General features: G+C 65.2%; 27 protein-coding genes. 16 read left to right on the forward strand and 11 right to left on the reverse strand.

Annotation, left to right across the window (positions count from 1 at the left end; all coding sequences use genetic code 11):
* Positions 1-179: 179 nt before the first annotated feature.
* Positions 180-815 (forward strand): RraA family protein, encoded by a 636-nt coding sequence (locus ACE103_RS17315; protein ID WP_375781126.1) that lies wholly within the window; start codon positions 180-182, stop codon positions 813-815.
* 64 nt (positions 816-879) lie between these two features.
* Here ACE103_RS17315 and ACE103_RS17320 read toward each other — a convergent pair whose 3' ends face one another.
* Positions 880-1,500, reverse strand: a complete 621-nt coding sequence (locus ACE103_RS17320; protein ID WP_375780423.1) for a TerC family protein — start codon at positions 1,498-1,500, stop codon at positions 880-882.
* Positions 1,501-1,669: 169 nt separating this feature from the next.
* Positions 1,670-1,963 (reverse strand): hypothetical protein, encoded by a 294-nt coding sequence (locus ACE103_RS17325; protein ID WP_375780424.1) that lies wholly within the window; start codon positions 1,961-1,963, stop codon positions 1,670-1,672.
* Positions 1,964-2,286: 323 nt separating this feature from the next.
* On the opposite strand from ACE103_RS17325, the gene ACE103_RS17330 reads away from it, so the two are divergent.
* Positions 2,287-3,114 (forward strand): SDR family NAD(P)-dependent oxidoreductase, encoded by an 828-nt coding sequence (locus ACE103_RS17330; protein WP_375780425.1) that lies wholly within the window; start codon positions 2,287-2,289, stop codon positions 3,112-3,114.
* Here the strand turns inward: ACE103_RS17330 and ACE103_RS17335 are convergent.
* Positions 3,092-4,546 (reverse strand): PLP-dependent aminotransferase family protein, encoded by a 1,455-nt coding sequence (locus tag ACE103_RS17335; RefSeq protein WP_375780426.1) that lies wholly within the window; start codon positions 4,544-4,546, stop codon positions 3,092-3,094. The genes ACE103_RS17330 and ACE103_RS17335 overlap by 23 nt on opposite strands.
* Positions 4,547-4,634: 88 nt before the next feature.
* Here ACE103_RS17335 and ACE103_RS17340 point away from each other — a divergent pair, with 88 nt between their 5' ends.
* Both ACE103_RS17340 and ACE103_RS17345 read left to right on the forward strand, forming a co-directional pair.
* Positions 4,635-5,042 carry a cupin domain-containing protein gene (locus ACE103_RS17340; RefSeq protein WP_223973303.1) on the forward strand — a complete coding sequence of 136 codons (408 nt, stop codon included), beginning with the start codon at positions 4,635-4,637 and terminating at the stop codon, positions 5,040-5,042.
* Positions 5,039-5,506, forward strand: coding sequence for a carboxymuconolactone decarboxylase family protein (locus ACE103_RS17345; protein ID WP_375780427.1), 468 nt, complete (start codon positions 5,039-5,041; stop codon positions 5,504-5,506). Before ACE103_RS17340 ends, ACE103_RS17345 begins: the two co-directional genes overlap by 4 nt.
* A 30-nt stretch (positions 5,507-5,536) precedes the next feature.
* Here ACE103_RS17345 and ACE103_RS17350 read toward each other — a convergent pair whose 3' ends face one another.
* The 5 genes from ACE103_RS17350 to ACE103_RS17370 all read right to left on the reverse strand — a co-directional run bounded on the left by ACE103_RS17350 (position 5,537) and on the right by ACE103_RS17370 (position 10,251).
* A complete protein-coding gene (locus ACE103_RS17350; RefSeq protein ID WP_375780428.1) occupies positions 5,537-6,454 on the reverse strand; it encodes a DMT family transporter in 918 nt (305 codons plus the stop codon).
* A 126-nt stretch (positions 6,455-6,580) separates the two neighbouring features.
* Entirely contained in the window at positions 6,581-7,138 is a 558-nt protein-coding gene (locus tag ACE103_RS17355; protein ID WP_375780429.1) for a GrpB family protein, read from the reverse strand.
* Positions 7,139-7,183: 45 nt separating this feature from the next.
* Positions 7,184-7,780, reverse strand: a complete 597-nt coding sequence (locus ACE103_RS17360; protein ID WP_375780430.1) for a DUF2889 domain-containing protein — start codon at positions 7,778-7,780, stop codon at positions 7,184-7,186.
* Positions 7,781-7,970: 190 nt separating this feature from the next.
* Positions 7,971-9,527 carry a long-chain fatty acid--CoA ligase gene (locus ACE103_RS17365; RefSeq protein ID WP_375780431.1) on the reverse strand — a complete coding sequence of 519 codons (1,557 nt, stop codon included), beginning with the start codon at positions 9,525-9,527 and terminating at the stop codon, positions 7,971-7,973.
* Positions 9,457-10,251 carry a TetR/AcrR family transcriptional regulator gene (locus ACE103_RS17370; protein ID WP_375780432.1) on the reverse strand — a complete coding sequence of 265 codons (795 nt, stop codon included), beginning with the start codon at positions 10,249-10,251 and terminating at the stop codon, positions 9,457-9,459. The genes ACE103_RS17365 and ACE103_RS17370 overlap by 71 nt, the downstream gene beginning before the upstream one ends.
* Positions 10,252-10,345: 94 nt before the next feature.
* On the opposite strand from ACE103_RS17370, the gene ACE103_RS17375 reads away from it, so the two are divergent.
* The 7 genes from ACE103_RS17375 to ACE103_RS17405 all read left to right on the forward strand — a co-directional run bounded on the left by ACE103_RS17375 (position 10,346) and on the right by ACE103_RS17405 (position 17,608).
* The gene (locus tag ACE103_RS17375; RefSeq protein WP_223973277.1) at positions 10,346-11,530 is read left to right on the forward strand and encodes a lipid-transfer protein; all 1,185 of its coding nucleotides are present in this window, start codon (positions 10,346-10,348) and stop codon (positions 11,528-11,530) included.
* Positions 11,531-11,538: 8 nt separating this feature from the next.
* Positions 11,539-11,970 carry a MaoC family dehydratase N-terminal domain-containing protein gene (locus ACE103_RS17380; RefSeq protein ID WP_375780433.1) on the forward strand — a complete coding sequence of 144 codons (432 nt, stop codon included), beginning with the start codon at positions 11,539-11,541 and terminating at the stop codon, positions 11,968-11,970.
* On the forward strand, positions 11,967-12,374 hold the full coding sequence (locus ACE103_RS17385) for a MaoC family dehydratase (protein ID WP_375780434.1): 408 nt from the start codon (positions 11,967-11,969) through the stop codon (positions 12,372-12,374). The genes ACE103_RS17380 and ACE103_RS17385 overlap by 4 nt, the downstream gene beginning before the upstream one ends.
* Positions 12,375-12,382: 8 nt before the next feature.
* A complete protein-coding gene (locus tag ACE103_RS17390; RefSeq protein WP_375780435.1) occupies positions 12,383-13,210 on the forward strand; it encodes an SDR family NAD(P)-dependent oxidoreductase in 828 nt (275 codons plus the stop codon).
* 12 nt (positions 13,211-13,222) lie between these two features.
* Positions 13,223-14,368, forward strand: coding sequence for an acyl-CoA dehydrogenase family protein (locus tag ACE103_RS17395; protein WP_375780436.1), 1,146 nt, complete (start codon positions 13,223-13,225; stop codon positions 14,366-14,368).
* A 304-nt stretch (positions 14,369-14,672) separates the two neighbouring features.
* Positions 14,673-16,337 carry a thiamine pyrophosphate-binding protein gene (locus ACE103_RS17400; RefSeq protein WP_375780437.1) on the forward strand — a complete coding sequence of 555 codons (1,665 nt, stop codon included), beginning with the start codon at positions 14,673-14,675 and terminating at the stop codon, positions 16,335-16,337.
* Positions 16,337-17,608, forward strand: a complete 1,272-nt coding sequence (locus tag ACE103_RS17405; RefSeq protein ID WP_375780438.1) for an NAD(P)/FAD-dependent oxidoreductase — start codon at positions 16,337-16,339, stop codon at positions 17,606-17,608. Before ACE103_RS17400 ends, ACE103_RS17405 begins: the two co-directional genes overlap by 1 nt.
* Before the next feature lie 9 nt (positions 17,609-17,617).
* Here ACE103_RS17405 and ACE103_RS17410 read toward each other — a convergent pair whose 3' ends face one another.
* Complete coding sequence (locus ACE103_RS17410) at positions 17,618-17,851, reverse strand: hypothetical protein (protein ID WP_375780439.1); 234 nt, start codon at positions 17,849-17,851, stop codon at positions 17,618-17,620.
* Positions 17,852-18,336: 485 nt separating this feature from the next.
* Here ACE103_RS17410 and ACE103_RS17415 point away from each other — a divergent pair, with 485 nt between their 5' ends.
* Genes ACE103_RS17415 through ACE103_RS17435 form a run of 5 tightly spaced genes read left to right on the forward strand, consistent with a single transcriptional unit; the run spans position 18,337 to position 22,971 of the window.
* Entirely contained in the window at positions 18,337-18,552 is a 216-nt protein-coding gene (locus ACE103_RS17415; protein WP_375780440.1) for a hypothetical protein, read from the forward strand.
* A complete protein-coding gene (gene kaiC, locus ACE103_RS17420; protein WP_375780441.1) occupies positions 18,539-20,248 on the forward strand; it encodes a circadian clock protein KaiC in 1,710 nt (569 codons plus the stop codon). The genes ACE103_RS17415 and kaiC overlap by 14 nt, the downstream gene beginning before the upstream one ends.
* A complete protein-coding gene (locus ACE103_RS17425) occupies positions 20,245-20,565 on the forward strand; it encodes a circadian clock KaiB family protein (protein ID WP_223973250.1) in 321 nt (106 codons plus the stop codon). Before kaiC ends, ACE103_RS17425 begins: the two co-directional genes overlap by 4 nt.
* Positions 20,562-20,870 (forward strand): circadian clock KaiB family protein, encoded by a 309-nt coding sequence (locus ACE103_RS17430; RefSeq protein WP_223973248.1) that lies wholly within the window; start codon positions 20,562-20,564, stop codon positions 20,868-20,870. Before ACE103_RS17425 ends, ACE103_RS17430 begins: the two co-directional genes overlap by 4 nt.
* Before the next feature lie 7 nt (positions 20,871-20,877).
* A complete protein-coding gene (locus ACE103_RS17435) occupies positions 20,878-22,971 on the forward strand; it encodes an ATP-binding protein (protein ID WP_375780442.1) in 2,094 nt (697 codons plus the stop codon).
* Between the two features lie 124 nt (positions 22,972-23,095).
* Here ACE103_RS17435 and ACE103_RS17440 read toward each other — a convergent pair whose 3' ends face one another.
* Both ACE103_RS17440 and ACE103_RS17445 read right to left on the reverse strand, forming a co-directional pair.
* Positions 23,096-23,281 (reverse strand): hypothetical protein, encoded by a 186-nt coding sequence (locus tag ACE103_RS17440; protein WP_375781127.1) that lies wholly within the window; start codon positions 23,279-23,281, stop codon positions 23,096-23,098.
* Between the two features lie 875 nt (positions 23,282-24,156).
* On the reverse strand, positions 24,157-25,137 hold the full coding sequence (locus ACE103_RS17445) for an NADPH:quinone oxidoreductase family protein (RefSeq protein ID WP_375780443.1): 981 nt from the start codon (positions 25,135-25,137) through the stop codon (positions 24,157-24,159).
* Positions 25,138-25,373 lie beyond the last annotated feature (236 nt).

The following is a 25,373-nucleotide window of genomic DNA, read 5'->3' on the forward strand; positions in this document are numbered from 1 at the left end:
AAATATCAGCCATGAGCGTGGCTCGGTTGGGTTCGCCTGCGATCTCGGCTATAGGCTGAGACGGCCCAGCGAACGCCAAAAATCAGGAGAGAAACGCCGTGACATCCGCTTCCGCCCCGCTGCCTGCTTCCGTCCTCGAGGCGTTGGCGCGCTACGACACGCCGACGATCTGCAATGCGATGGAGATCGTCGCGCCGGAGCGCCGTCTGATCGGCTACACCGTGAAGCCGCTGGTCTGCCCGTTCCCGACCTTGCCGCCGATCGTCGGCTACGCGCGCACGGTCGCGATCCGCTCGGTGCTGAAGTCCGGCCTCTCGGCCGAGGAGCAGTCGAAGCGCCGCATCGACTATTATGAATATGTCGGCTCCGGCTTCGGTCCGCGCATCTCCGTGATCCAGGACATCGACGGGCCCGACGTCGGCTACGGCGCATTCTGGGGCGAGGTGCAGAGCGCGGTGCACAAGGCGCTCGGCTGCCTCGGCGTCATCACCGACGGCTCGATCCGCGACATCCCGCAATGGGCGCCGGGCTTCCAGGCGCTGGCCGGCTCGATCGGCCCGTCGCACGCCTGGGTGCATGCGGAAAGCTTTGGCGGCGAGGTCCGTGTCGCCGGCATGACGGTGCGCTCCGACGACCTGATCCACGCCGACAGCCACGGCGCGATCGTGATCCCCTATGAGATCGCGGCAAAGCTGCCCGAGACCGCCGAGCTTTGCGGCCGCCGCGAGACCCCGATCCTGGATATCGCGCGCAGCAAGGACTTTACCCTCGAGAAGCTGAAGGACGCGCTGAAGCGTTCGGCGGAAATCCACTGACGCAACGCGCGTCCTCGATATGCCGAACGGCGGGCCGAAAGGCCCGCCGTTTTGCTTTCGATCGTCAGCCCGGCGCGACCTTCGCGATCTCGGATGCGCCGCGAATGGTCATGTCGACGGCGACGTAGAGGATCACGGCGAGGCCGACATAGGCGATCCAGCGGTGGTTTTGCAGCAGCCGAGCGATGAAGGTCGCGGCCGCGCCCATCATCGCGATCGAGAGCGCAAGGCCGAACACCAGCACGATCGGCTGCTCGCGCGCCGCGCCGGCGACCGCGAGCACGTTGTCGAGCGACATCGAGACGTCGGCTATGATGATCTGGGTCGTGGCCTGCCACAGCGTCTTGCGCTGTCCTTCCGCGCCATCGGCGGCATGTTCGGCCGCGGTCTCCTGCGCGGTGGCGCGCAGCTCGCGCCACATCTTCCAGCACACCCACAGCAGCAGGATGCCGCCGGCCAGCAGCAGGCCGACGATCTGCATCAGTTGCGTGGTGAGGAGCGCAAACAGGATGCGCAGCAGCGTCGCGGCCGCGATGCCGATCAGGATCGCCTTGCCGCGTTGCTGCGCCGGCAGGCCGGCCGCGGCGAGGCCGATCACGACGGCGTTGTCGCCGGCCAGCACGAGGTCGATGACGACGACCTGCAGCAAGGCGCTGAGGGCGTCGAGTGAAAACAGTTCGGACATGAGCAATGCTCCCCTTGAGGTCGGGGAGTGGACCGTTTCGACGCCGCCGCCATGCAGACGGCGAATCCGCCGCGGCGCGTGTCCGCGTCGCGGGTCGAAGCAGGGCCACTCCAACTGAGTTCCAGTCCGACATCGCAGCTTGTGGCTGCCAGAGGGGCCCGGCCTGGGATTACGGTCGTGATACCGGACGCAGCGCCGCCTGTTCCTCGAAGAACAGCGCCGCCTGATCCGGCTCGCCGAGGATCGCCGCCGCACATCCCATGAAGGTGAATGCTCCGGCAAGATCCCACAGCGTGAGGTTCGCCACGCTTGCACGCGTGTGGATCACGCGCGCCGCAAGCGCGGCTATGGCTGCCTCTGCGAACAACACCAGGCTGAGCGCGGGCAGCACGAGTGCGGGCTCAACCAGACCAACGGTCAGGATGATCGGCAGCGCGGTCAGCACCGCGAATAACAGCAGCATGCCGAACGGCTCCAGCGAGGGAGCTTTCCGGGAGAACCTGTCTGGAATGGTCGAGGACATTCCGATTCTTGCCGACCCTTGCCGATCCCGGCCTTGTTCATCCCGACGTTATCAGAATGCATTCACGTTGACGCGCGGCGCGGCGCCGCGCGACCGCAGGCCGCGCGACAGACTGCGCACCTGGTGGCCGTGGAAGAGGGCTGTGAGCGGGCCATTTCGGCGCCGTTTTGGGGCTGATCGCGTCGCGGCATGCCATGGCAATGTTCGGCCAGCGCATTTATCTTTGCTGGCAGCGCTGGGAGAACGACCGAAGGGCGATGTCCATGAATATGGCAGGCAAGACCGTGCTGATCACCGGTTCCACCGATGGCGTCGGCCGCTACGTGGCGATGAAGCTGGCGTCTGCCGGCGCCCGGGTCCTGATCCACGGCCGCGATACCAAGCGGGCGCAGACCCTCGCCGACGAGATCAAGCGGGTCTCCGGCCGCGAGCCGATGTTCTATCAGGCCGATCTGTCCTCGCTCGCCGAGGTCCGCGAGTTCGCCCAGCTGGTGCTCGACGATCAGGAGCGCCTTGATGTGCTGGTTTGCAACGCCGGCATCGGCTCGCAGAACGAAGGGCCGGCACGGCAGACCAGCAAGGACGGCCACGAGCTGCGCTTCGCGGTGAACTATCTCGCCGGCTTCCTGCTCGCGCATCTCTTGCTGCCGCGGCTGAAGGCGAGCAAGCCGGCGCGCATCGTCAATGTCGCATCGCTCGGCCAGCACCCGATCGATTTCGGCGATGTGATGATCACCAAGAACTACAGTGGCGCCCGCGCCTATGCGCAGAGCAAGCTGTCGCAGATCATGTTCACCATCGACCTCGCCGCCGAGCTCGAAGGCAGCGGGGTGACCGTCAATTCGCTGCATCCGGCGACCTACATGAACACGACCATGGTGCGCGCCAGCGGCGCGACGCCGATCTCGACCGTCGAGCAGGGCGGCGACGCCATCCTGCGTCTGGTTCAGGACGACGACGTCGCGGGCAAGAGCGGGCTGTTCTTCGACGGCAAGCGCGAGGCCCGCGCCCATGCCCAGGCCTATGACGCCGAGGCGCGCAAACGGCTCAAGGCGTTGAGCCTTGCGCTCACCGGGCTGCGGATTTCCTGACGCGGCGCGACGCAGACGCGCCCTGAGTGCGACCTTCGGCGCGGATCGCTTCGAACAGGCGCTTGCAGGCGGCCTGAATCCCGCGATCGGGCACGGTTGCGATGCCGAGCAGCAAACCGGGCTGCGCGCGTTTCGGTGCGAGATACCAGGGCGAGAGCGGGGCGGGCGCCAGCCCATGCGCCAGCACCTGCCGCGCAATCGCGATATCGTCGGCGTTGTCGGGCAGCGCCAGCATGACCGCGAGGCCGGCAACCCGCACATCGTTGCTCCACGGTCGCAGCGCAGCCGTCAGCGCGTCGCGGCGCTCGCCATAGGTCCGCTTGGTGCGCCGGAGATGGCGGATGTAGTGGCCGTCGCGCATGAACTCCGCGGTGGAAAGTTGCACGGCCGGTCCCGGAGCAGGGGCAAGGCATGTCGCGACATCGGCGAACTGCGCGGCCAATTGTTCGGGCGCAACCAGGAAGCCGAGCCGCAGCGTCGGCGAGATGGTCTTGCTGAAGGAGCCGAGATGGATCACACGGCCGGCACGATCGAGCGAGGCAAGCGCGGGCGCGGCGCGGCCATCGAGCTGCAGCTCGCCGAGATAGTCGTCCTCTATGATCCAAGCGCCGGTTTGCGCGGCCCAGTCCAACAATTGCGTGCGACGCTTCAGTGACAATGGCGGGCCGAGCGGTGCCTGCTGGCCCGGCGTCACGACCGCGAGCGCCGCGTCGGGCGCGTGCCTGAGGCCATGGTCGACATCGAGGCCGTCGCCGTCGACCGGGATCGGCACCGGCTCAAGCCGGGCGAGCTCGAGCCCCTTTCGGGTCAATGGAAATCCCGGGTCTTCCATCCATGCGCGGCGGCCTTCAAGGCCGAGCACGCGGAGCGCGAGGCCAAGCCCGCCGGTGAAGCCCGACGTGATGACGATCTGCGCTGGCGAGCATTCGAGGCCGCGCGCGATCGCGAGGTGCGCCGCGATCTCCCGCCGCAGTTCGAGCTCGCCGCGCGGATCGATGGTGCGGGTCACCGCGCTCAATTCCGCCCGCACGGCGCGGGCGCGGATTCGCGCCAGTAGCTTTGCTGGGAGCGCGTCCTGCGCGGGAACGCCCATCCGGAAGTGGCCCTGACCGCTCAGGTCATGAAACATCTCTACGACCGATCCGGGAGCGATCGGCGCATCGGGTTTTGCAATCTTCCGCGGCCGCCTGGCGACGGTGGTGCCGTTCGCCTTCGACGACACGATGTGCTGGGCATCCGACAGCTTGTCGTAGGCCGCGCGCACGGTGCCCCGCGCAACGCCGAGCTGCGCGGCGAGATCGAGCCATGACGGCAACCGGGCGCCCGGCACCAACACGCCACTGTCGATCGCCGCCGCAATCGCCTTGTGGATCTGCTCGGAGAGCGGCGTCCTTGCCGAGCGGTCGAGCGCGATGGGAAGCGGGTTGGGCATGGCCCGTGGTACACCAATTCGGTCCATTCTTGGTGCTTCTTTTCAGGCCCGCGCGTCCGCATTTTTCCGACAGCAATGGAGGCACCTGATGAAGATTCTATGGACGACGCTGCTGGCCTGCGCCGCGCTTGCAACCCCCGCTGTGGCGCAATCGGTGACGCCGAAATTCGAGCACGCCATCACCAATATTCCTGGCAAGTCGCTGATCGCGGTCGAGGTCAACTTCCCGCCGGGCGAGCCCTCGGCGCCGCATCATCATGCCAAATCGGCATTTCTCTACGTCTACGTTCTGCAGGGCGCGATCGAGAGCCAGCTGGAGGGCGAGGCCGCGCACATCTATCGGGCCGGGGACAGCTTCTTCGAGCCGCCCGGCGCCCATCACGTGCTCGGGCGAAACGCCAGCGCGACCGAGCCGGCCAAGATCCTCGCGGTGTTCGTCGTCGACAGCAACGACAAGGCGCTGACCGTTTTCGACAAGGAAGGGCACAAGCCGTGAGCATGCGCATCGATTACAACAAGGTCGCGCCCGCCGGCATCAAGGCGCTCGGCGGCGTCTACGGCTACCTCACGCAATGCGGCCTCCCGGCGGCGCTGATCGAGCTCGTCTACCTGCGCATCTCGCAGATCAACGGCTGCGCCTATTGCCTCGACATGCATACGCGCAGCTTGCAGAAAATGGGCGTTGCGATCGAGAAGCTGGCGCTGCTGCAGGTCTGGCGCGAGGCGGAGGTGCTGTTCGGCGCCGAGGAGCGTGCGGCGCTGGCCTGGGCCGAAACCGTCACGCGCGTGGCGGAGACGGCGATCCCGGATGACGTGTATGAAGCGGCTCGCGCGGTGTTCAGCGAGAAGCAACTGGTCGACTTGACCGTCGCGATCGGTCTGATGAACACCTACAACCGGATCGCAATCGGCTTCCGCAACCCGCCGCAGGCCGTGCGCGAGCATTCCGCCGCTGCGTGATCTCTTAGGGTGGGGTAGCCACCCGACGTGCTAGCTCTGACGTTGCGCAAGATAGAACCCGGCCGACACCGTGACCAATCCGGCCGCCTGCAAGGTCGTCGGCGGCTCGCCGATCAGCAGCCATCCCAGCAGCAAGGTAAGCACCGGCACGGTCGCGGGAAATACGGCCGCGCGGGCCACGCCGAGCCGCTGGATCGACAGCGCGAACAGATACATGGCTGCGGGTCCGGCCAGGATACCCTGGGCGACGGCTTGCAGCGCATTCTCGTGCAGGCCGATGGCCGCATCGCGCGCCAGCCCGCCCGAGGCGGCATACAGCGGAAACAGCGAGAGCGACAGCACGCTGATGACGGTCGCCACCGAGAACGCAGACACGCGCCAATAGCGCACCAGCGTGGCGAAGCCCGCAAACATCAATCCGGTCGTAACGAAGATCAAATCGCCCATCACGGCGCTCAATCCCATGTGGCCGATCGACTCGCTGCCGATCACGGCAAGGCCGACAACGATGACGACGGCCCCGGCGACCCGGGAGGGTGAAATCTGTTCCTTCAGCAGGACGACCGCGAGAAACAGTCCGCCCAGGGTCGCGCAGGAAGGCTGGATCACGCTGCCGTGCCCGAGGGGCACGAACACGAAGCCGGCATAGCTGATCAGCGACATCACCGGCCCGCCCAGCATCATCAGCGCCATGCCGCGGCCCCATCCGATGCCGCAGAGGTCTTTCAGGCCGGCGCGCACAACGAGCGGGATGAACACGATGCCCGACCACAGGAAGCGATGCATCAAGAGGTCCACCGGCGTAAACCCGACCTTCAGGCCGTGCCGGGTCGCCACGAAGCCGAGAGCCCAGCACAGCGCCGCGCCGAGACCGCATGCGACCCCGAGCAGAATGGCTTTTTTGTCAGGAAGGGCTGCCGGCTTGGCGCCGGCCTTGTGTTCGTTCATGCCCGGACGAGTACGTTAGCTCCCAGGATGGATCAACCCATCGCGACGCAGGGCTGGTTGGCGCGCAGCCAATTGCGAGGGTCTTGTTCGGCAAGGAACGTGCAGGCTTGCCGAGGTCCGCTTGTGCTATCGGGCTCTTGCCGCTGCGCGCCACGCACGCGCCTTGGCTGTGGTCTCCTCGACGAAAGCATCCTTGCCGGTCCGATAGGCTTCGATGTCGTCTTGTGAGGCGGCGGCGAGGGCCCGCTTGATGTCGGCGTAGGCGCGGGCCGACTCGCCGTGAGCGCGCAGATAATCGCGAAACACCAGGCGCGCTTCCCAATTCGGATGCGACGGCTCCATCATGTGCAGATGGTGGGTCCACGGACCCGGCGGCCCCTTGCGGAAGAACAACTCGCCGGGGATCCACGATGCATATTCAGGCATGTAGGTATAGCCGAGCGCCTCCAGCGGCTTGATGCAGTGTTGCTCGCCCTCTTCGAGGCTTCGCACGCCAACCAGCAGGTCGATGATGGGTTTTGACGGGAGACCTGGGACGGCCGTGCTGCCGACATGCTCGATGGCCAATGCGAACGCGCCGAGAGCCTGCGCGATCCGCGTGCGCTCCTGCGTGAACAAGGCGGGCCAGTTGGGATCATAATCCGAGACGACAATCGACCCGGCGCCGTATTTCTCCACGTTCACCCCCTGATGTTCTCAGAGTATCCGTGGGCTGCGCCGGGGCGTCACTCACGAACCCTGCTTCACCTCGACAGGCTTCTTCGCGAACTGCGGAAAAGTCTCGGCCACGACGGGGCCGTCCAGCCGCCACGAATAGCAGCCGCCGACGAAGAACGGTGGCTCAGTGACGCCCTGCTGGTGATCGAGCGCGCCGCGCCCCTGCGGGTCCTTGCCGGAGGTCGCGGTCTGGAACAGCGTCGTCACCGCGGGGCCCAGCAACTCGGCGAGATGGGTGCAGGTCTCGAGCTTGCCGATCTTGTGGCGGACCAGATCGCGCCAGCCCTTGCCGATGCGCTCGCCGACCAGGCGCTGCAGAATGCCTTCGACGTCGATGCAGGACGGGTAGGGCGTCGAGGCCATCGTGGTGCCGGTCTCGCGGATCGTGAAACTGTCGTCGACCGCGAGCCGCAGCCTGATGTCGTGCACGGGATCCTCGGGCTGCTGCAGGCCGCGATGCTTGTCCTGCCGCGCATACGGCTTGGTGTCGACCAGCCGCGCCTCGACCTCCCACAGCCCGTCGTCACGGAGATAGCCGAGACATTCGACGGAGCGGCGGTGCATCAGGCGGCGGGGTTTGCCGTCGGCGTTGGTATCAGGTGCGGACATCGGAACTCGCTGGATTGAATCTCAGATTGATCCAATCGGTCGTGTGCTCCGATGTCAACGTCCGCGGCCGAATGGCTTCATGAGGACCCTGTCATTCCGGGGCGATGCGGAGCATCGAGCCCGGAATCTCGAGATTCCGGGTTCATGCTTCGCATGCCCCGAAATGACGCGAACTAAGTCTGAGCAGCGATCAGCTCACGCGCCGCTCGCGGTTTTCCCAATACGGTTTGCGCAGCTCGCGCTTCAGGATCTTGCCGGCGCCGGAGAGCGGCAGCGGAGTTGCCGTGATGTCGACGCTGCGCGGGCATTTGTAGCCGGCGATCAGCGACTTGCAGTGCTCCATCAGTTCGTCCGGCGTGGCGCTGGTGCCGCTCTTCATCACCACGACGGCGTGGACCTGCTCGCCCCAGCGCTCGTTCGGGATGCCGATCACGGCGCATTGCGCCACCGCCGGATGCTGGGCCAGCGCATTCTCGACCTCGGCCGAATAGACGTTCTCGCCGCCGGAGATGATCATGTCCTTGACGCGGTCGACCACGTAGACGAAGCCGTCCTCGTCCATGTAGCCGCCGTCGCCGGTGTGCATCCAGCCGTCGATCACGGCGCGCGCGGTTTCCTCCGGCCGCTCCCAATAGCCCATCATGACCATATCGCCGCGCACCGCGATCTCGCCGACGGTGCCCAAAGGCACGACCTTGTCGTCGGCATCGACGATCTTGACCTCGGCGCCCAGCGTGGCGCGACCGGCGCCGCGATGCCGGCCCTTGGCGCGGCCGTCCCCCATATGCTCCTTCCAGTGCAGCAGCGTCGCGATCGGCGACAGCTCGGTCATGCCATAGGCCTGGGTGAACTCGACATGCGGCAGCGCTTTCATGGCGCGCATCATCACGGCGTCGCTGATCACGGAGGCGCCGTAGGAGATCCGCTTCAGCGACGAGAGGTCGTAGTTGCCGAGCATCGGGTGATCGACGAACATCTGGATCATGGTCGGCACCAGCAGCACGTCGGTGATGCGTTCCTTCTGCACGGCGCTTGCGACGCCGTCGGGCGTAAAGCCCTGGATCACCACATTGGAGCCGCCGGACAGCAGCACCGAATACATCGCTGCACCGTTGGCGAGGTGGAACATCGGCGCGGCGTGCAGATAGATCGAGGTGCCCGGCCACAGGCCCTCGCCGAGTGCGTTCAGCGCATTGGCCATCAGATTGCCGTGGCTCAGCATCACGCCCTTGGAGCGGCCGGTGGTGCCGCCGGTGTAGAAGATGCCGGCGAGGTCGTCGCGGGTGCGCATCGCGTCCGGAATGGGCTCACTGCGCGCGATCAGTGTCTCGTAGTTCTCCATGCCCGCCGGCGTCCCGCCTTCGTCGGCATAGACCAGCTTGAGGCCGGGGATGGTCTTGGCGAGCGTCGTGCCGACCGGCGCAAACGCCTTGTCGACGAACAGGATCGTGGCGCGGCAATCGCGCAGCGCGTCCTCGTTCTCGATCGGCGACCAGCGGATGTTGAGCGGCACGATCACGGCGCCGGCCCAGCCGACGGCCAGATAGAGTTCGAGATAGCGGTCGGAGTTCAGCGACAGGATTGCGACGCGGTCGCCGTTATCGGCGCCAAGCGAGCGGATCGCGGCGGCGAGGCGGGCGACGCGAGTACCGACCTCGCGCCAGTTGCGCCGCCGCTCACCGCAGACGACCGCGAGCCCGTTTGGATTGACTTGCAGCGCCCGCCGCAGCCCGTGTGTGATGTTCACTCCCGTCCTCCCTTGATGCGTTTCCCACGTTTCTCTTGCGAGGCGGTTTGTCCGCCTTCTCTGCAGCCGGAACGGCTGCTTTGCGCGTTGTTGTTTTGGCGATGCCGTCGGTGAGGCGGATCGCGAATTCCTCGGCGACGGCGCGTCCGGTCAGCTCACCGCCGGGCTGGAACCAGTGTCCGATCCAGTTCAGCGAACCCGCGATCGCAAACGCTGCGAGCTTCGGGTCGCAGGGTTTCACCGAACCGTCCGCGATGCCAGCGGCGATATAGTCGCGGAAGGCGCGGTCGATCCGTCGCTTCGCGGTCTGCACGGTCTTGCGATTGTGCTCGCTGAGATCGCGGAGATCGAAGCGGACCAGGCTCTTGCCGTAGTCCGTCGTCATCAGCTCGGCGTAGCGAATGGTGAGCTTGCGCAGCTTGTCGAGGCCGCTGCCGGCGCCGGCCGAGGTCTCGGCAATGCATTCGTCGACCAGTTCGTGGCCGATCGACCAGCACTCGAACAGGATCTCGTCCTTGCCGCGGAAATAATTGTAGAGCGCGGGCTTGGTGATGTTCAGCCGCTTGGCGACGTCGTTCAGCGTGGCGCGGTGATAACCCTGCTCGAGGAACAGCTGCACGGCGGCGCGCAACACGGCTTCGCGCTTCTCGTCGCGGGCGCGGCGCCGGCTCTCGAACGGCAGCCACGGCGACTCGGTGTTGGAAGGGGGGAAGCGGGCGTCCATCGCGTGGCTGTTGTCGCATTGACTCCGGAAGGGTGCCCGTATATTACCCATGGGTAATAAATAGTCCAGTGGGTAATTTCCGGGAGGATCCGCGATGACGTCACGCACCTATGTTGCCGGGGTCGGCATGATCCCGTTCGTCAAGCCCGGCGCCAACGCGCCGTATCATGTGATGGGCGCCGAGGCAGCCAAGCTCGCGCTCACTGACGCCGGGCTCGATTACGGCCGTGTGCAGCAGGCCTATGTCGGCTATGTCTATGGCGACTCCACCTGCGGCCAGCGCGCGCTCTATCCGGTCGGCATGACCGGCATCCCGATCGTCAACGTCAACAACAACTGCTCGACCGGCTCCACCGCGCTGTTCCTGGCGCGGCAGGCGATCGAGTCAGGCGCCGCCGATTGCGTGATGGCGCTCGGCTTCGAGCAGATGAAGCCCGGCGCGCTCGGGGCCGTGTTCACCGACCGCCCCAGCGCGTTCGACGATTTCGACGCTGCCGCCGACAAACTCGTCGATGCGCCCGGCGTGCCGCTGGCGCTGCGCTATTTCGGCGGTGCCGGCCTCAGTCACATGAAGAAATACGGTACGCCGCTCTCCGCGTTTGCAAAAGTGCGCGCCAAGGCGAGCCGTCACGCCAAGAACAATCCGCTGGCGCTGTTCCGGAAAGAAGTCACCGCCGACGACGTCATGAACGACCAGGTGATCTGGCCCGGCGTGATGACGCGGCTGATGGCGTGCCCGCCGACCTGCGGCGGCGCCGCCGCGATCCTGGTCTCGGAGAAATTCGCCGACCAGCACGGCCTCAACAAGAGCGTCCGCATTGCAGCGCAGGCGATGACGACCGATACGCCGTCGACCTTCGGTGCCTCCGACATGATGCAGGTGGTCGGCTACGACATGGCGCGCGATGCCGCGAAGAAGGTCTATGAGGCGGCCGGCATCGGGCCTGATGATCTCGACGTCGTCGAGCTGCACGACTGCTTCGCCCATAATGAGCTGATCACCTATGAGGGGCTCGGCCTGTGCGGCGAGGGCGAGGCCGCGAAATTCATCGATGACGGCGACAATACCTACGGAGGCAGGATCGTCACCAACCCGTCCGGCGGACTGCTGTCGAAGGGCCATCCGCTCGGCGCCACCGGGCTTGCGCAGTGCTACGAGTTGACGCGGCAGCTGCGCGGCACGGCCGCGGCGACGCAAGTGGAGGGCGCGCGGCTCGGGCTGCAGCACAATCTCGGCCTCGGCGGCGCCTGCGTCGTGACGCTCTACGAACGCGCCTGAGGCAGCCCATGGTCGATCAATCCGCCGTCGGGCGTGCGTTTACGCCCGTGACCGCGCGCGTCGAGCCGGGGCGCCTGCGCTTCTTCCTCAATACGCTCGGCGAGACCAATGCGGTCTATCGCAACGGGGCAGCGGCGCCGGTGCCGCCGACCTATCTGTTCTGTCTGGAGATGATGGATGCGCCTGATGCGTTCGAGTTCCTGACCGCGCTCGGCATCGATCTCGCCCGCGTGCTGCATGGCGAGCAGCGGTTCGACTATCACGCGCCTGTGGTGGTTGGCGACACCCTGACGTTCCGGCCTCGCGTCACCAGCGTGACCGAGAAGAAGGGCGGGGCGATGACGCTGATCGTGGTCGAGACCGCGGTCACCAACCAGGCCGGCGTGCATGTCGCCGATACCTCGCGCACCATCGTGGTGCGCAATGCGAGGCCGTCATGAGCAGCAGCATCCCGTCGGTCGGCGACCGCATCGTCCGCAAGGAATTTCCGCCGATCACCCGGCATTGCCTCGCGCTGTATTGCGGGGCCTCCGGAGATCACAATCCGATCCATGTCGATATCGACTTCGCCAAGCAGGCCGGCTTTCCGGACGTGTTCGCGCACGGAATGCTGGTCATGGGCTATCTCGGCCAGGCGCTGACGGATGCGGTCGCGCCGTCGCGCATCCGCTCGTTCTCGACCCGCTTTGCCGCGATTACCCAGCTCGGCGCCCAGCTGACCTGCGAGGGCACGGTGACGGAGCTGATCGAGCAGGGCGGCGAGAAGCGGGCAAAACTCGCGCTCACCACCAAGGACCAGAACGGCGAGATCAAGCTCGCCGGCGAAGCCATCATCGCGCTTTAGGAGAGATCATGTCGAAACTGCAAGGCAAAGTCGCGCTCGTCTCCGGATCGGGCCGCGGCATCGGGCGGGCGATTGCGCTGAAGCTCGCGCGCGAGGGCGCGAAGGTCGTGGTCAACGACCTCGACGCCGAGCCGGGCAATGCCGTCGTCGCCGAGATCAAGGCGATGGGCGGCGAGGCGATCGCGGTCAATGGCAGCGTGGTCGAGACCGGCTTTGCCGATCGCTTCGTCGGAGCGGCCATCGAGCAGTTCGGCGGCCTCGACATCATCGTCAACAATGCCGGCTACACCTGGGACTCGACGATCCAGAAGATGTCGGACGAGCAGTTCCAGGCGATGCTCGACGTGCATCTGGTCGCCCCGTTCCGCATCCTGCGCGCGGCATCCGAGCCGATCCGGGTGATGGCGAAGAAGGAGGCCGAGGTCGGCCGCGAGGTGTTCCGCAAGGTCGTGAACATCTCCTCGATCGCGGGCCTCTACGGCAATGCCGGGCAGGCGAGCTATTCTTCCGCAAAGGCCTCGCTGATCGGGCTGACGCGCACGATGTGCAAGGAGTGGGGCCGCTACAAGGTCAACGTCAATTGCGTGGCGTTCGGCCTGATCAACACCCGCCTGACCCAGCCGATCGAGAGCCAGCAGAAGACCATCGACGTCGCCGGCCGCGACATCAAGGTCGGCGTCCAGCCGCAGATGCTGGAGGCGATGGGCCGGATGATCCCGCTCGGCCGCGGCGGCACGCCGGAAGAGGCGGCGGACGCGGTCTATCTGTTCTGCGCTCCGGAATCGAACTACATCAGTGGTCAGGTGATCGTCGCCGGCGGCGGTCTCTTGATTTAGCGCGAGGGAATGATGCACTACCGATCGTCCTGGATGACCGAGGAGCTGGACACCTTCCGTGACCAGTTCCGAAAATTCCTCGCCAAGGATCTGGCGCCGCACGCCGAGAAATGGCGCGAGCAGAAGCTGGTCGACCGCTCCGCCTGGCGCGCGCTCGGCGAGATGGGCGCGTTGCTGCCGAGCGTGCCCGAAGCCTATGGCGGCCTGGGCGCCAGCTTTGCCTATGACGCCGCCGTGCTCGATGACCTCGAGAGCACGGTGCCGGAGCTGACCACCGGCGTCTCCGTGCACAGCGCGATCGTCGCGCACTACATCGTCAACTATGGCTCGGAGGAGCAGAAAAAGCGCTGGCTGCCGAAGATGGCCTCCGGCGAGATGGTCGGCGCCATCGCGATGACCGAGCCCGGCACCGGCTCCGACCTGCAAGCGGTCAAGACCACGGCGAAGAAGCAGGGCAATTCCTACGTCATCAACGGCCAGAAGACTTTCATTACCAATGGCCAGGCCGCCGATCTCGTCGTCGTCGTGGCGCGCACTGGAGCACCAGGCGCGAAAGGCATCTCGCTGATCGTCGTGGAGACCGCAGGCGCCGAGGGCTACCGGCGCGGCCGCAACCTCGACAAGATCGGCTTGCATGCGTCCGACACCTCGGAGCTGTTCTTCGACAATGTCACGGTGCCGCCGGAAAACCTGCTCGGCAATGAGGAGGGCAACGGCTTCGTCCAGCTGATGCAGCAATTGCCGCAGGAGCGGCTGTCGCTGGCGATCGGCGCGGTCGCCTCGATGGAGCGCGCGGTCAAGATCACCGCCGAGTACACCAAGCAGCGCACCGCGTTCGGCAAGCCGCTGATCGAATTCCAGAACACCGCGTTCACGCTCGCCGAGCGCAAGACCGAGGCGATGATCGCCCGCGTGTTCGTCGACTGGTGCGTCGACCGCCTGGTCGCCGGCGATCTCGACACCGTGACGGCGTCGATGGCGAAATGGTGGTGCTCGCAGAAGCAGGTCGAGACCGCCGACGAATGCCTGCAGCTGCATGGCGGCTACGGCTACATGCAGGAATACCCGATCTCGCGCATGTTCATCGATTCCCGTATCCAGAAGATCTATGGCGGCACCAACGAGATCATGAAGGTTTTGATCGCGCGCTCGCTGTAGGCCAGGCGGGGTTTCCAGTTCCGTCATTGCGAGGAGCGATAGCGACGAAGCAATCCATCCCTCCTCGGAGGGACGATGGATTGCGTCGCTTCGCTCGCAATGACGCGGATGGGTCCGGGGGCAACCGCCGGCTCTGCGCAAATAAGTGGCGTCCCGCCGCTGCCCTTTCCCTGCCGCATGGCTCGATGCCGCCGCTGCATCCCGCGGCGAGTTCGGCCTTGCGCCATAATCCCGTCTATCATACCCCCGTCGGACCACGTTCCGCGCGAGCCGCAAGCGCGCGCCAATGCCGCAGGGAGCCCTCATGACCAAAAGCAACGCCCGCACCGGAGGCCAGATCCTGATCGACCAGCTGGTCGCGCAAGGGGTGGAGCGCGTCACCTGCGTGCCGGGCGAGAGCTATCTGGCGGCGCTCGACGCCCTGCATGACAGCCCGGTCGACGTCGTGATCTGCCGCGCCGAGGGTGGTGCTGCGATGATGGCGGAGGCCTATGGCAAGCTCACCGGGCGTCCCGGCATCTGCTTCGTCACCCGCGGCCCGGGCTCGACCAACGCCGCGCACGGCGTGCACATCGCGATGCAGGATTCCACCCCGATGATCCTGTTCGTCGGCCAGGTCGACACCGGCATGCGCGAGCGCGAGGCGTTCCAGGAGCTCGACTACAAGGCGGTGTTCGGCACCATGGCGAAATGGGCGGTGGAGATCGATCGTCCGGACCGCATTCCGGAGCTGGTCGCGCGCGCCTTCCGCGTCGCGCTGCAGGGCCGCCCCGGTCCGGTGGTGATCTCGCTGCCGGAGAACATGCTGACTGAGACCGCAGCGGTCGCCGACGCGCCGAAGGTCGAGCCTGCGAAGAGCTGGCCGGCGCCGTCGGATCTCGAACGCCTCGGCAGCATGCTCGCCGGTGCCAAGGCGCCGATCGTGGTGCTCGGCGGCTCGGCCTGGACCGCAGAGGCCGCCAAGGGCATTGCGCGCTTTGCCGAACGCTTCGACCTGCCGGTCGCGACCTCGTTCCGCCGCGCCTCACTGTTCGACGCCGACCACTCGCACTATGCCGGCGATCTCGGCATCGGCCCGAGCCCGAAGCTGAGGGATCGCTTCACCGGCGCCGACGTCATTCTCCTGATCGGCGGCCGCATGTCGGAAATGCCGTCCTCGTCCTACACGCTGCTCGATATTCCCACACCGAGCCAGAAGCTGATCCACGTGCATCCGGGCTCCGAGGAACTCGGCCGCGTCTACCAGCCGGCGCTGGCGATCCAGGCGACGCCTGCGGCCTTCGCCGCCGCGGTCGAGAGCATGAAGCCCGCAGCCGCGCCCGCCTGGAAGGGCGAGGCGGCCAAGGCGCACGCGGATTATCTGGCCTGGACCGACAAGCCGCGCGAGCTGCCGGGCCATTTCCAGTACGGCGAGGTCGTGACCTGGCTGCGTGACCGGCTGCCGAAGGATGCGATCGTCTGCAACGGCGCCGGCAATTACGCCGGCTGGATTCATCGACACCACCGCTTCCACGCGTTCGCCGCCCAGCTCGCGCCGACCTCGGGCTCGATGGGCTACGGCGTACCGGCGGCCGTGATGGCCAAGCGGCAGCATCCGGATCGCGTCGTCGTCGCGTTCGCGGGCGACGGCTGCTTCCTGATGAACGGGCAGGAGTTCGCCACCGCCGTGCAGTATGACGCGCCACTGATCGTCGTCGTCATCGACAATGCGCAATACGGCACTATCCGCATGCATCAGGAGCGCGATTATCCTGGCCGCGTCGTCGGCACCCAGCTCAAGAACCCGGACTTCGCGCTCTACGCCAAGGCGTTCGGCGGTCATGGCGAGCGGGTCGAGCGCACCGAAGACTTCGCGCCGGCGTTCGAGCGCGCGCTGGCCTCCGGCAAGCCGGCAATCCTGCACTGCCTGGTCGATCAGCGCGCGCTGTCGGTCGGCAAGGATTTTGTGCCCGAGCAGGCTGCGCAATAATGTCTGACTCCGCCGGCCGTCACGTCGCGATCATCGGCGCCGGCGCGGTCGGCGTCATCAGCTCCATCGAGGCGCTGCGCGCGGGCCATCGTGTCACGCTGATCGATCCGGGCGAGCCCGGCGGCACCCAGGCCGCGAGCTATGGCAATGCCGGCTGGCTGTCGTCGCATTCGGTGATCCCGCCGGCCGAGCCCGGCACCTGGAAGAAGGTGCCAGGCTATCTGATGGACCCGCTCGGGCCGCTTTCGATCCGCTGGTCGTATCTGCCGAAAGCCTTGCCGTGGCTGATCAAGTATCTGCTGTCGAGCCGGACCGAGCCGCAGGTCGAGGCTACCGCGCGGGCGATGCGCGATCTGCTCAAGGACGCGCCGCTGCTGCACCGGCAGCTCGCCGAGGAAGCCGGCGTGCCCGAGCTGATCGAGCGGCGCGGGGTGATGCATGTGTTTCCCTCGCGCGATCAGTTCGACCGCGACCTCGGCTGGCGCATTCGGAAGCGCGTCGGCATCGAATGGCTGGAGCTCGATGAAGACGAGATGCGTCAGCGCGAGCCCGATCTGCATCCGCGCTACAAGTTCGGCGTCGTGGTCGAGGAGGCCGGCCGCTGCCGCGATCCCGGCGCCTACGTCGCAGCGCTCGCCGCGCACGCGATCGCGAGCGGCGCCGAACGCTTTGCCGCCAAGGCGATAGGACTCAAGCTCGCGGGCGACAGGCTGGTCGCCGTGGTCACCGAGCGTGGCGAGATCGCCTGCGACGCCGCGGTGGTCGCCGCCGGCGCACGCTCGAAGCAGCTGACCGCATCGATCGGCGATCCGTTGCCGCTCGAGACCGAGCGCGGCTACCACGTCATGATCGAGAATCCGGAATCCGGGCCGCGCAATTCGATGATGGCCTCGGATGCCAAGATGGTGGTCAACTGGACCGACAAGGGCCTGCGCGCCGCCGGCACGGTGGAGATCGCGGGGCTCGACGCCGCGCCGAACTGGAAGCGCGCCGAGATCCTGCGCCAGCATCTGCTGAGCATGTTCCCGAAGCTGCCGAGGGACATTCCACCCTCGCGGATCAAGACCTGGTTCGGCCATCGCCCGAGCATGCCCGACGGGCGGCCCTGCATCGGCCTTAGCCGCGCCTCGCCCGACGTGGTCTATGCGTTCGGCCACGGCCATGTCGGCCTGGTCGGCTCGGCCCGCACCGGCCGGCTGGTCGCGCAATTGCTCAGCGGCAAGGTGCCGGAGATCCCGCTCGCGCCGTTCGCGCCGTCACGCTTTTTGTAGAAGTGGATTTTAGCTCTCGCCGGCCCAGGCCGTGATCGCGGCCGGCGCGATCACGCGTCTCGGCGTGTGCGGGTTGATCGTTCCGGCGCTGACGTCCTGGGTCTGATCGAGCAGGGTGCGCGCAAACGCCTTGGCATCCTGTTCGGTCGTGAAGGTGCGGGTCTGGCGCGCGAAGCGGTGGTGTCCGGCGTCAGGGGTTCTGATGGCGAACGAGACGTACCAGGTGGCCTTGTCCGTCTTCATCGCGCGTCTCAGGCGACGATGCTTCGCCCGCGCGATCGGGACGTGGTGCTGGATGTTCGATATGCAAAATGTGCCAAGGGAAGAATCCTGAAATACAACAGATGCCGCCAAATTACCTCCCGGTGAACAGTCAACACCGCGGGACCGGCACGTGCCGATGATAGCGGGATGTTACCGTTCAACCAAGGGGTGAAATAAGAATGCGCCGCTCCAGTATTGGTTCCTGCGCGAGCAGCATGCCGCGCTTTTTCGAGCGGTGGAGCTTGCGCGTGTGCGGGCCGCGCGGGCGGTGTTCGATCGCATCGTATAGCGCGCATCGCGGATCGATGCGCTGATCAGGGGAATCCCTGCGGTGCTGCGCTCGGCTGATGCGCCGTCGGACAGCTTCGGATTGGTTCCTAATTTCCGGAGAAATATCGCGGGCGCGCCCGTATTGCTTCTGAAATACGTGAGCAATACCTTTTCGTCAGCGAAAGCGCGAAGCCATGAAGCAGGCCATCACCGTTCGGATCGATCCTGATTTGCTGGCTATCGCGCGTGCGTGCGCTAAGCAGGAAAATCGAACTTTGACTAATTTTCTTGAGACAGCCTTGAAGGAGCGCATTGGTTCGTCCGGTACGCCACAGTTGCCCAAGCATCAATTTGCGAGCCGCAAGAATGGCCGCGCCGGTTCAAAAAGGTCTTTGAATGGCAAATCGTAAATCTCCGGTCCTCGTCGCGGGACCATCGGTTCAACTTCCAAAAACTCGGACGGGCATCGGCGGCTTGGATGATCTAACACTCGGTGGCCTGCCGACGGGTCGGCCGACGCTGCTATGCGGCTCGGCTGGATGCGGAAAGACTCTCTTTGGAATGACGTTTCTCGTCAACGGCGCGACCAGGTTCGACGAGACCGGCGTGTTTATGAGTTTCGAAGAGCGTGAGCAGGATCTAGCCACGAACGTGAATTCGCTCGGCTTCGACGTCGAAGAATTGATTTCCAGCAAGAAGCTGGTCATCGACTACGTCCGGATAGAGCGCGCCGAGATCGAGGAGAGCGGTGAATACGATCTGGAGGGCCTTTTCGTCCGGCTCGGGCACGCAATCGATACGATCGGGGCAAAACGGGTCGTTCTCGACACGATCGAAGCCCTTTTCTCGGGGCTCGCCGATACCGCGATCCTTCGCGCGGAGCTTCGGCGCCTGTTCGGCTGGCTCAAGGACAAAGGCGTTACCGCCATCATCACGGCGGAACGCGGTGAGGGCCAGCTCACCCGCTTCGGCATCGAAGAGTACGTTTCGGACTGCGTCATCCTTCTCGACAACCGCGTTCAGGAGCAGGTGGTCACGCGCCGCCTGCGCGTCGTCAAATACCGGGGCTCGGCCCACGGGACCAACGAATATCCTTTCCTGATCGACGACGAAGGAATCAGCGTCCTGCCGATCACGTCGGCGGGCCTCGGTCATTCCATCTCGGATGAGGCCGTTCCCACCGGCGTCAAGGATTTGGACGCCATGCTGGGAAGAGGCGGCTATTACAAAGGGTCGAGTGTGCTGATCTCCGGATTGGCGGGAACGGGCAAATCGACTTTCGGGGCGGCCTTCGCCGACGCCTCATGTGGCCGCGGCGAACGCAGCCTCTATTTCGCCTTCGAGGAATCTCCCGATCAGGTCGTCAGGAACATGAGATCGGTCGGGATCGACCTGAAGAAGCACCTCGATTCCGGTCTGCTCCGGTTCGAAGCGGCACGACCGAGCCTCTTCGGATTCGAGATGCATCTGGCCCGCATGAACCGCGACATCGAGAAATTCAAGCCCGCCACCATAGTCGTCGATCCGATATCTGCGTTTCGCGGGCCCGCGATGGAGATCCATGCGACGCTGGTCCGGCTTGCCGACATTTGCAAGACCAGGGGGATCACGGCCGTGTTCACCAGCTTGTCGGCCGTCGATGATCTGATGAACGAGAGCGAGCGAAGCGTGTCTTCGCTCATGGACACGTGGATATCACTGCGGGACGTCGAATCGGACGGTGAGCGCAATCGCACCCTGTACTTGCTTAAATCGCGTGGCATGAGCCACTCGAAGCAGATCCGCGAGTACGAAATCAACGACAATGGTATCCACCTGATGAAGCCTTATCTCGGTCCGGAGGGCGTGCTGACCGGTGCAGCCCGGATGGCGCAGGAGGCCCGTGAGCGCGAGGCCGAGCGCGAACGCAACGAACAGACCGAGCAACGCCAGCGCGTATTGACCCGCAAGCGCGAGGCGTTGGAGCGTCAGATCGCGGAGATGCGGGCGGAGCTTGAGGCCGAAGCGGTAGAGGTTTCACGGGTCATCGCGCATCAGGACGTCCGAAGCGCATCGGCGGAGTCGGATCGGGCTGCGATGGCGCAGAAGCGTGGAGGGAACCGATGATGGATTCGAACGGCGCCGCCGACGATACCGCCGAGTTCAATTTGCGGCTCTACGTGGCAGGCCAGACGCCAAAATCGCTGGCGGCGATCGCGAACCTCCAGAAGATATGCGAGGAAAACCTCGCCGGCCGGTACAAGATCGAGGTGATCGATCTCGTTGTGTCGCCGCAACTGGCCGCTGGTGACCAGATCGTCGCGATACCGACGCTCGTCCGCCGGCTTCCGCCGCCGCTCAAGCGCATGATCGGCGACCTTTCGAACTCCGAGAAGGTGATCGTCGGGTTGGACCTGCGGCCGATAGGAAAGAGCCGGACATGACTTCTGCAAACCACCCGGATGGCAGATACAAGCTGCGCCTTTTCGTGACGGGCTCTACGCCGCGTTCCGCCCGGGCCATCGCCAACATGCGCAGGATATGCGAGGAGAACCTTCACGGCCGGTACGATCTCGAAGTTGTCGACGTGTACGAGAACCCCGACTCGACCCGCGAACTGCAGATCATCGCGACTCCCACGCTCGTAAAGATCTTGCCCGAGCCGCTGCGCCGGATCATCGGGGATCTCTCCGACAATGAAAAAGTCCTTGCGGGATTGAACCTGACGCCCGTGAAGCCGGGCAGCTGACTATCCGATGACGGAACGCGCCGCCAACGACACGGAGTACGAATCGCTAACCGGAGAGGAACTGATCTCGCGCCTCCGGGAAGCGGAGGAGACCCTGGAGGCCATCCGCACCGGGGCGGTGGATGCCGTCGTGATCGCCGGCTCGCAAGGGCAGCAGGTCTACACGCTCGAAAATGCCGATCGTCCATATCGGGTTCTCGTCGAGCAGATGCAGGAAGGAGCCATCACGCTTTCCGAAAGAGGGACTATCCTGTACTGCAACGAACGTTTCGCGACGCTCGTCGCCAGCCCACACGACAGCATCATAGGCCAACCACTCACCAGATACGTTAGTGTCGACGAGGGGAGGGTCTTGTCGAACATGATCGCGACCGGCGCCGGCCCGGGAGTTTCCGGAGAGTTCGGGATCGTGAATTGCCTCGGTCACGAAGTGCCCGTCAACATCTCCCTGATCGATCTGAAGGTGGACGAGGCAATGCCGAGACTGGTTTGCGGCATTGTGACGGACCTGACGTCCAGCCGCATGCGGACCCGCGAACTGAGCGCCGCAAACGAAAGGCTCGCCAACGAGATCGTCGAACGGCGCAAGACCGAAGAGAATCTCCAGCTGACGCTCGACGCCGCGGAAATGGGAATATGGGAGCTCGATCTTTCCGACAATCGGATGAGATGTTCGCTGCGGCACGACCGGATTTTCGGCAACGCGACGAGTCCCGTTCCCTTCGACCTGGCGGCATTGGCGGATCGCTTCGTTCCGGAAGATCAACACAAGGTTCGCGAGGCGTTCGAAACAGCGCGCGCGAGCGGCGCGGTCGAGTTCGAGCACCGGATTCGTCGGGCCAGCGACAACGCGGTGCGTTGGGTCAACGTGAAGGGTCGAACCTTCTATGACGGCAAACGGCCCGTCCGCATCACAGGGGTGACCGCGGACATCACCCAGCGGCGTGAAGTCGACGAGCAGTTGCGGCAGGCCCAGAAAATGGAAGCCGTCGGGCAGTTGACGGGCGGCATCGCGCACGACTTCAACAACCTTTTGATGATCATCGGCGGTAGCCTCGACATGCTGGGCCGCCGCATGTCGGGCGACGAGAGGGTTGTGCGGCTGTTCGAGGCGGCACGGCAGGCCGTGGCTCGCGGGTCGAAACTGAACCAGCAGCTGTTGGCGTTCTCTCGCCGTCAGAATCTGCAAATCGAAGTCGTTCAGATCAATGACCTGATCCCGACCTTCGAACATCTTCTCGACCGGGCGGTCGGTGAGACCGTCAAGACGGAATTCGTCAGCGGCCCGGATCTCTGGGAATGCCGAACCGATCCACATCAACTCGAAACCGCCATAGTGAACCTTGCCATCAACGCGCGCGACGCGATGCCACAAGGCGGAGAGCTCGTCATCAAGACGGCCAACCGGCGCGTCGACGAAGCGTTCGCGTCCCGATGGGAAGCATCGGCTGGCGAATACGCGATGATATCTGTCGGGGATACAGGGGTCGGAATGTCGGCGGAGGTGCTCGCGCACGTTTTCGAACCGTTCTTCACGACAAAAGACGTCGGAAAGGGAACGGGATTGGGGTTGAGCCAGGTCTACGGATTCGCCAAGCAATCCGGGGGATTCGTGGCGGTGACCAGCGCGCCGGGACGCGGGACGGTGATCGAGGTGTTCCTGAGGCGGTCGACGGACTCCGTCCCGATCGTCCGGAAGCCGGCTGAGGCCACGTTGGAGACTGGAACCGGGGTCGTTCTGGTCGTCGAAGACGACGCCGACGTGCGGGCCACGACCAGCGGGATGTTGCAGGACCTCGGCTACTCGGTGCTGTCGGCGGCCACCGGTAGCGCCGCGCTTGAGATAATACACGCGAATGCCGGTCTGGATCTCGTCTTCAGCGATGTCGTTATGCCGGACGGCATGAGCGGTGTAGAACTGGCGCGACGGATCGGTTTGGTGCGCCCCGCGTTGCCGGTGCTGCTCACCTCCGGCTATACGGCTCAACGAGCCATCCCGGAATTGCCCACGGGCGAGCGAGCTCTTCTGAAAAAGCCCTTCAGTCACTCCGACTTGTCGATTGCCATCCGGAAAATCATGGCAAGCGTTTCCGCTACATGAGCGGACATCGATCGGGAATAGCGACGCCGTTTTCGCTCGATCGCCCCTTTGTGGCGGGCCTGCAATATCCGCTCTGTCCCGCTGCATGAGGACGAGCGCATCCCCCGGGTCTATGAGCGCGCGCCTAGACGGCTTCGCCCTTGCCGGCCGCGGCAATGGCCTGCTCGACTTCCGCGGCAAGGGCCGCAAGATGTTCGGCGAGCTTGGTGAACAATTCGCGCTTCTGGATGTCCGTGGCCAGGTCGCGGATCAACGCGCACTCCGCAGCATCGGTGCGAAGCTTCTCCAGATGCGTCAGCATGTCCTGCATTTTTTCTCCCCACCGCCGGTTCCGGCAAACGGTAGGTGGCGCGGATTCCGGCGACAATAACGTATGATGGTTTGCCGCCGGCCCCGGATCCTTGATTTGGATCATTCGGCTTTTCAGAATTTAACTTGACGGCGGACCCAACTCAGATGTTCAATACGCCCGTCTCACCCGGCACGAGGGGCGCTTCGCGGTCGTCACGAACGTGGGTCGAGATGCGGTGGACGCGAATTGCGCAACTGACGAGTGCGCATGAGGCGGACGGTGAAGTTGTGTGGTCCTGACGCCCTAGCGGCAGGTGTCCTCTCGCAAGACGCGAAAGCGCTTTTGCGAAGGCGGTGACAAGCAAGCCCAGTCTCGCCGGGGAGAGCACGAAGTAAGCCGTAACCCATCGCGCAGGGAAAGCCGGTGTTCCCGGTTACACCTGTGGTCCTATCCCCGAGCTTATCTCCATTGCTCGGGGCCCATGGGTGCGATCGGCACCCGGCTTTCCCTGCGCCCTCTGTTCGCAGAGCGGCAAAACGTAGAGCAAGACTCGGACAATTGATGTCGCGAGAATGCGAAGCTGTGTCCTCATGCACATCTGTCATCACCCGCGCATGCGGGCGATCCAGTACGCCCGGCCCCTCGATTCGAGCACAACCGCCTCTGGAATACTGGATCACCCGCATGCGCGGGTGATGACACCGAACAAGGAGTTTGACAGCTGAATCAAAACTATCCCCGTCATGCTGAGGTGCGAGCGAAGCGAGCCTCGAAGCCGGACGGCCTCACGGTGGCCGTGCATCCTTCGAGACGCGCTACGCGCTCCTCAGGATGAGGGGTCTGGTAGGTTTCGCAGGGACGACAGCGAGGATGAGGTGAGGGCGGTGCCTCTCTCACGTTCCGATCCGCACCACCATCTTGCCGAGCGCCGCGCGAGTCTGCATCGTCGTGAACGCCGCGCGGAAGTCTTCAAGCTCGAACACCTTGCCGACGACAGGCGTCAGTCGGCCGTCGTTCAGCCATGCCGACAATTGCGTCATCACGCGCGCCTGCGCCTCGGGCTCGCGGCGCGCGATCTGCGCGGCGTCGACGCCGATCAGGAGGCCGCCCTTCAGAAGCGGCAGATTGAACGGCAGAGCGGGAATCTGGCCTGCCGCAAAGCCGACCACGACATGGCGGCCGTTCCAGGCGATCGAGCGGAATGCCTGCAACGAGACCTCGCCGCCGACCGGATCGAAGATCACGTCGGGGCCATGGCCGCCGGTTGCGTCCTTCAGCGCATCGCGCCAGTCGGGCTTGGTGTAGTCGACGACGGCGTCGGCGCCGAAGCTCGCCGCGAAGCTGCGCTTCTCGTCGGTCGAGGCCGCGGCAATGACGCGCGCGCCAAGCAGCTTGCCGACCTGGATCGCGGCGACGCCGGTGCCGCCGGCGGCACCGAGCACGAGCAACTGCTCGCCGGCTTTCAGCGAGCCGCGTTCGGCGAGCGCGTACAGCGCGGTGAGGTAGTTGGTGCGGAAGGCCGCGGCGGCCTCCATCGACAGACCGTCGGGCATGGCCTCGACGGCGGCAGGCGGCACCAGGATGTACTCGGCCAGCGCGCCCGAGCGCGCCGCGCCCATCACCCGCATGCCCGGTGCAATGCCGGCGACGTCGCCCGCGACCGCGTCGACCACGCCGGCGAATTCCGCACCGGGCGTAAAGGGCAGGGCATCCTTGGTCTGGTAGCGGCCCTCGACCTTCAGCCCATCGACGAAGCCGATGCTCGCGGCGTGGACCCGGACGCGGATCTGTCCGGTGGCGGGCCGTGGGACGGCGATCTCCTTCAGCCCGATCTGATCGATGGGTGCGTATTGCTCGACGACGACCGCCTTCATCCTGTCCTGCTCGCTTGTTCGTTTCCTCTCGGCAAAGCTATCCCATGTCCGTTGTTCTACGGGGAGACCTTTTGCGCATGCAGCGACGGCGTCCCATGCGGAAAGCCAACATCTTCAACGACATCACGAAAAGGCAGCCGTTTACCCGTTGTTATCCCTACCAAATTCGGTAACGCGTCCTTAATGGCATTAACGTTAGGGTTTTTCCACGCGGCCCGCCTTGGGCTGCGCGCCGT

The organism is Bradyrhizobium sp. ma5, assembly GCF_042258955.1.
Taxonomy (GTDB): Bacteria; Pseudomonadota; Alphaproteobacteria; order Rhizobiales; family Xanthobacteraceae; genus Bradyrhizobium.

What these genes read in the sequence shown, in the direction of transcription:
- kaiC (WP_375780441.1), top strand. Translation starts at nt 18,539, where the DNA reads ATGGCAAATCGTAAATCTCCGGTCCTCGTCGCGGGACCATCGGTTCAA.
- ACE103_RS17375 (WP_223973277.1), top strand. Translation starts at nt 10,346, where the DNA reads ATGACGTCACGCACCTATGTTGCCGGGGTCGGCATGATCCCGTTCGTC.
- ACE103_RS17380 (WP_375780433.1), top strand. Translation starts at nt 11,539, where the DNA reads ATGGTCGATCAATCCGCCGTCGGGCGTGCGTTTACGCCCGTGACCGCG.
- ACE103_RS17315 (WP_375781126.1), top strand. Translation starts at nt 180, where the DNA reads ATGGAGATCGTCGCGCCGGAGCGCCGTCTGATCGGCTACACCGTGAAG.
- ACE103_RS17335 (WP_375780426.1), bottom strand. Translation starts at nt 4,546, where the DNA reads ATGCCCAACCCGCTTCCCATCGCGCTCGACCGCTCGGCAAGGACGCCG.
- ACE103_RS17330 (WP_375780425.1), top strand. Translation starts at nt 2,287, where the DNA reads ATGAATATGGCAGGCAAGACCGTGCTGATCACCGGTTCCACCGATGGC.
- ACE103_RS17370 (WP_375780432.1), bottom strand. Translation starts at nt 10,251, where the DNA reads ATGGACGCCCGCTTCCCCCCTTCCAACACCGAGTCGCCGTGGCTGCCG.
- ACE103_RS17405 (WP_375780438.1), top strand. Translation starts at nt 16,337, where the DNA reads ATGTCTGACTCCGCCGGCCGTCACGTCGCGATCATCGGCGCCGGCGCG.
- ACE103_RS17400 (WP_375780437.1), top strand. Translation starts at nt 14,673, where the DNA reads ATGACCAAAAGCAACGCCCGCACCGGAGGCCAGATCCTGATCGACCAG.
- ACE103_RS17425 (WP_223973250.1), top strand. Translation starts at nt 20,245, where the DNA reads ATGATGGATTCGAACGGCGCCGCCGACGATACCGCCGAGTTCAATTTG.
- ACE103_RS17430 (WP_223973248.1), top strand. Translation starts at nt 20,562, where the DNA reads ATGACTTCTGCAAACCACCCGGATGGCAGATACAAGCTGCGCCTTTTC.
- ACE103_RS17410 (WP_375780439.1), bottom strand. Translation starts at nt 17,851, where the DNA reads ATGAAGACGGACAAGGCCACCTGGTACGTCTCGTTCGCCATCAGAACC.
- ACE103_RS17340 (WP_223973303.1), top strand. Translation starts at nt 4,635, where the DNA reads ATGAAGATTCTATGGACGACGCTGCTGGCCTGCGCCGCGCTTGCAACC.
- ACE103_RS17390 (WP_375780435.1), top strand. Translation starts at nt 12,383, where the DNA reads ATGTCGAAACTGCAAGGCAAAGTCGCGCTCGTCTCCGGATCGGGCCGC.
- ACE103_RS17440 (WP_375781127.1), bottom strand. Translation starts at nt 23,281, where the DNA reads ATGCAGGACATGCTGACGCATCTGGAGAAGCTTCGCACCGATGCTGCG.
- ACE103_RS17445 (WP_375780443.1), bottom strand. Translation starts at nt 25,137, where the DNA reads ATGAAGGCGGTCGTCGTCGAGCAATACGCACCCATCGATCAGATCGGG.
- ACE103_RS17350 (WP_375780428.1), bottom strand. Translation starts at nt 6,454, where the DNA reads ATGAACGAACACAAGGCCGGCGCCAAGCCGGCAGCCCTTCCTGACAAA.
- ACE103_RS17325 (WP_375780424.1), bottom strand. Translation starts at nt 1,963, where the DNA reads ATGCTGCTGTTATTCGCGGTGCTGACCGCGCTGCCGATCATCCTGACC.
- ACE103_RS17395 (WP_375780436.1), top strand. Translation starts at nt 13,223, where the DNA reads ATGCACTACCGATCGTCCTGGATGACCGAGGAGCTGGACACCTTCCGT.
- ACE103_RS17360 (WP_375780430.1), bottom strand. Translation starts at nt 7,780, where the DNA reads ATGTCCGCACCTGATACCAACGCCGACGGCAAACCCCGCCGCCTGATG.
- ACE103_RS17320 (WP_375780423.1), bottom strand. Translation starts at nt 1,500, where the DNA reads ATGTCCGAACTGTTTTCACTCGACGCCCTCAGCGCCTTGCTGCAGGTC.
- ACE103_RS17435 (WP_375780442.1), top strand. Translation starts at nt 20,878, where the DNA reads ATGACGGAACGCGCCGCCAACGACACGGAGTACGAATCGCTAACCGGA.
- ACE103_RS17415 (WP_375780440.1), top strand. Translation starts at nt 18,337, where the DNA reads ATGAAGCAGGCCATCACCGTTCGGATCGATCCTGATTTGCTGGCTATC.
- ACE103_RS17385 (WP_375780434.1), top strand. Translation starts at nt 11,967, where the DNA reads ATGAGCAGCAGCATCCCGTCGGTCGGCGACCGCATCGTCCGCAAGGAA.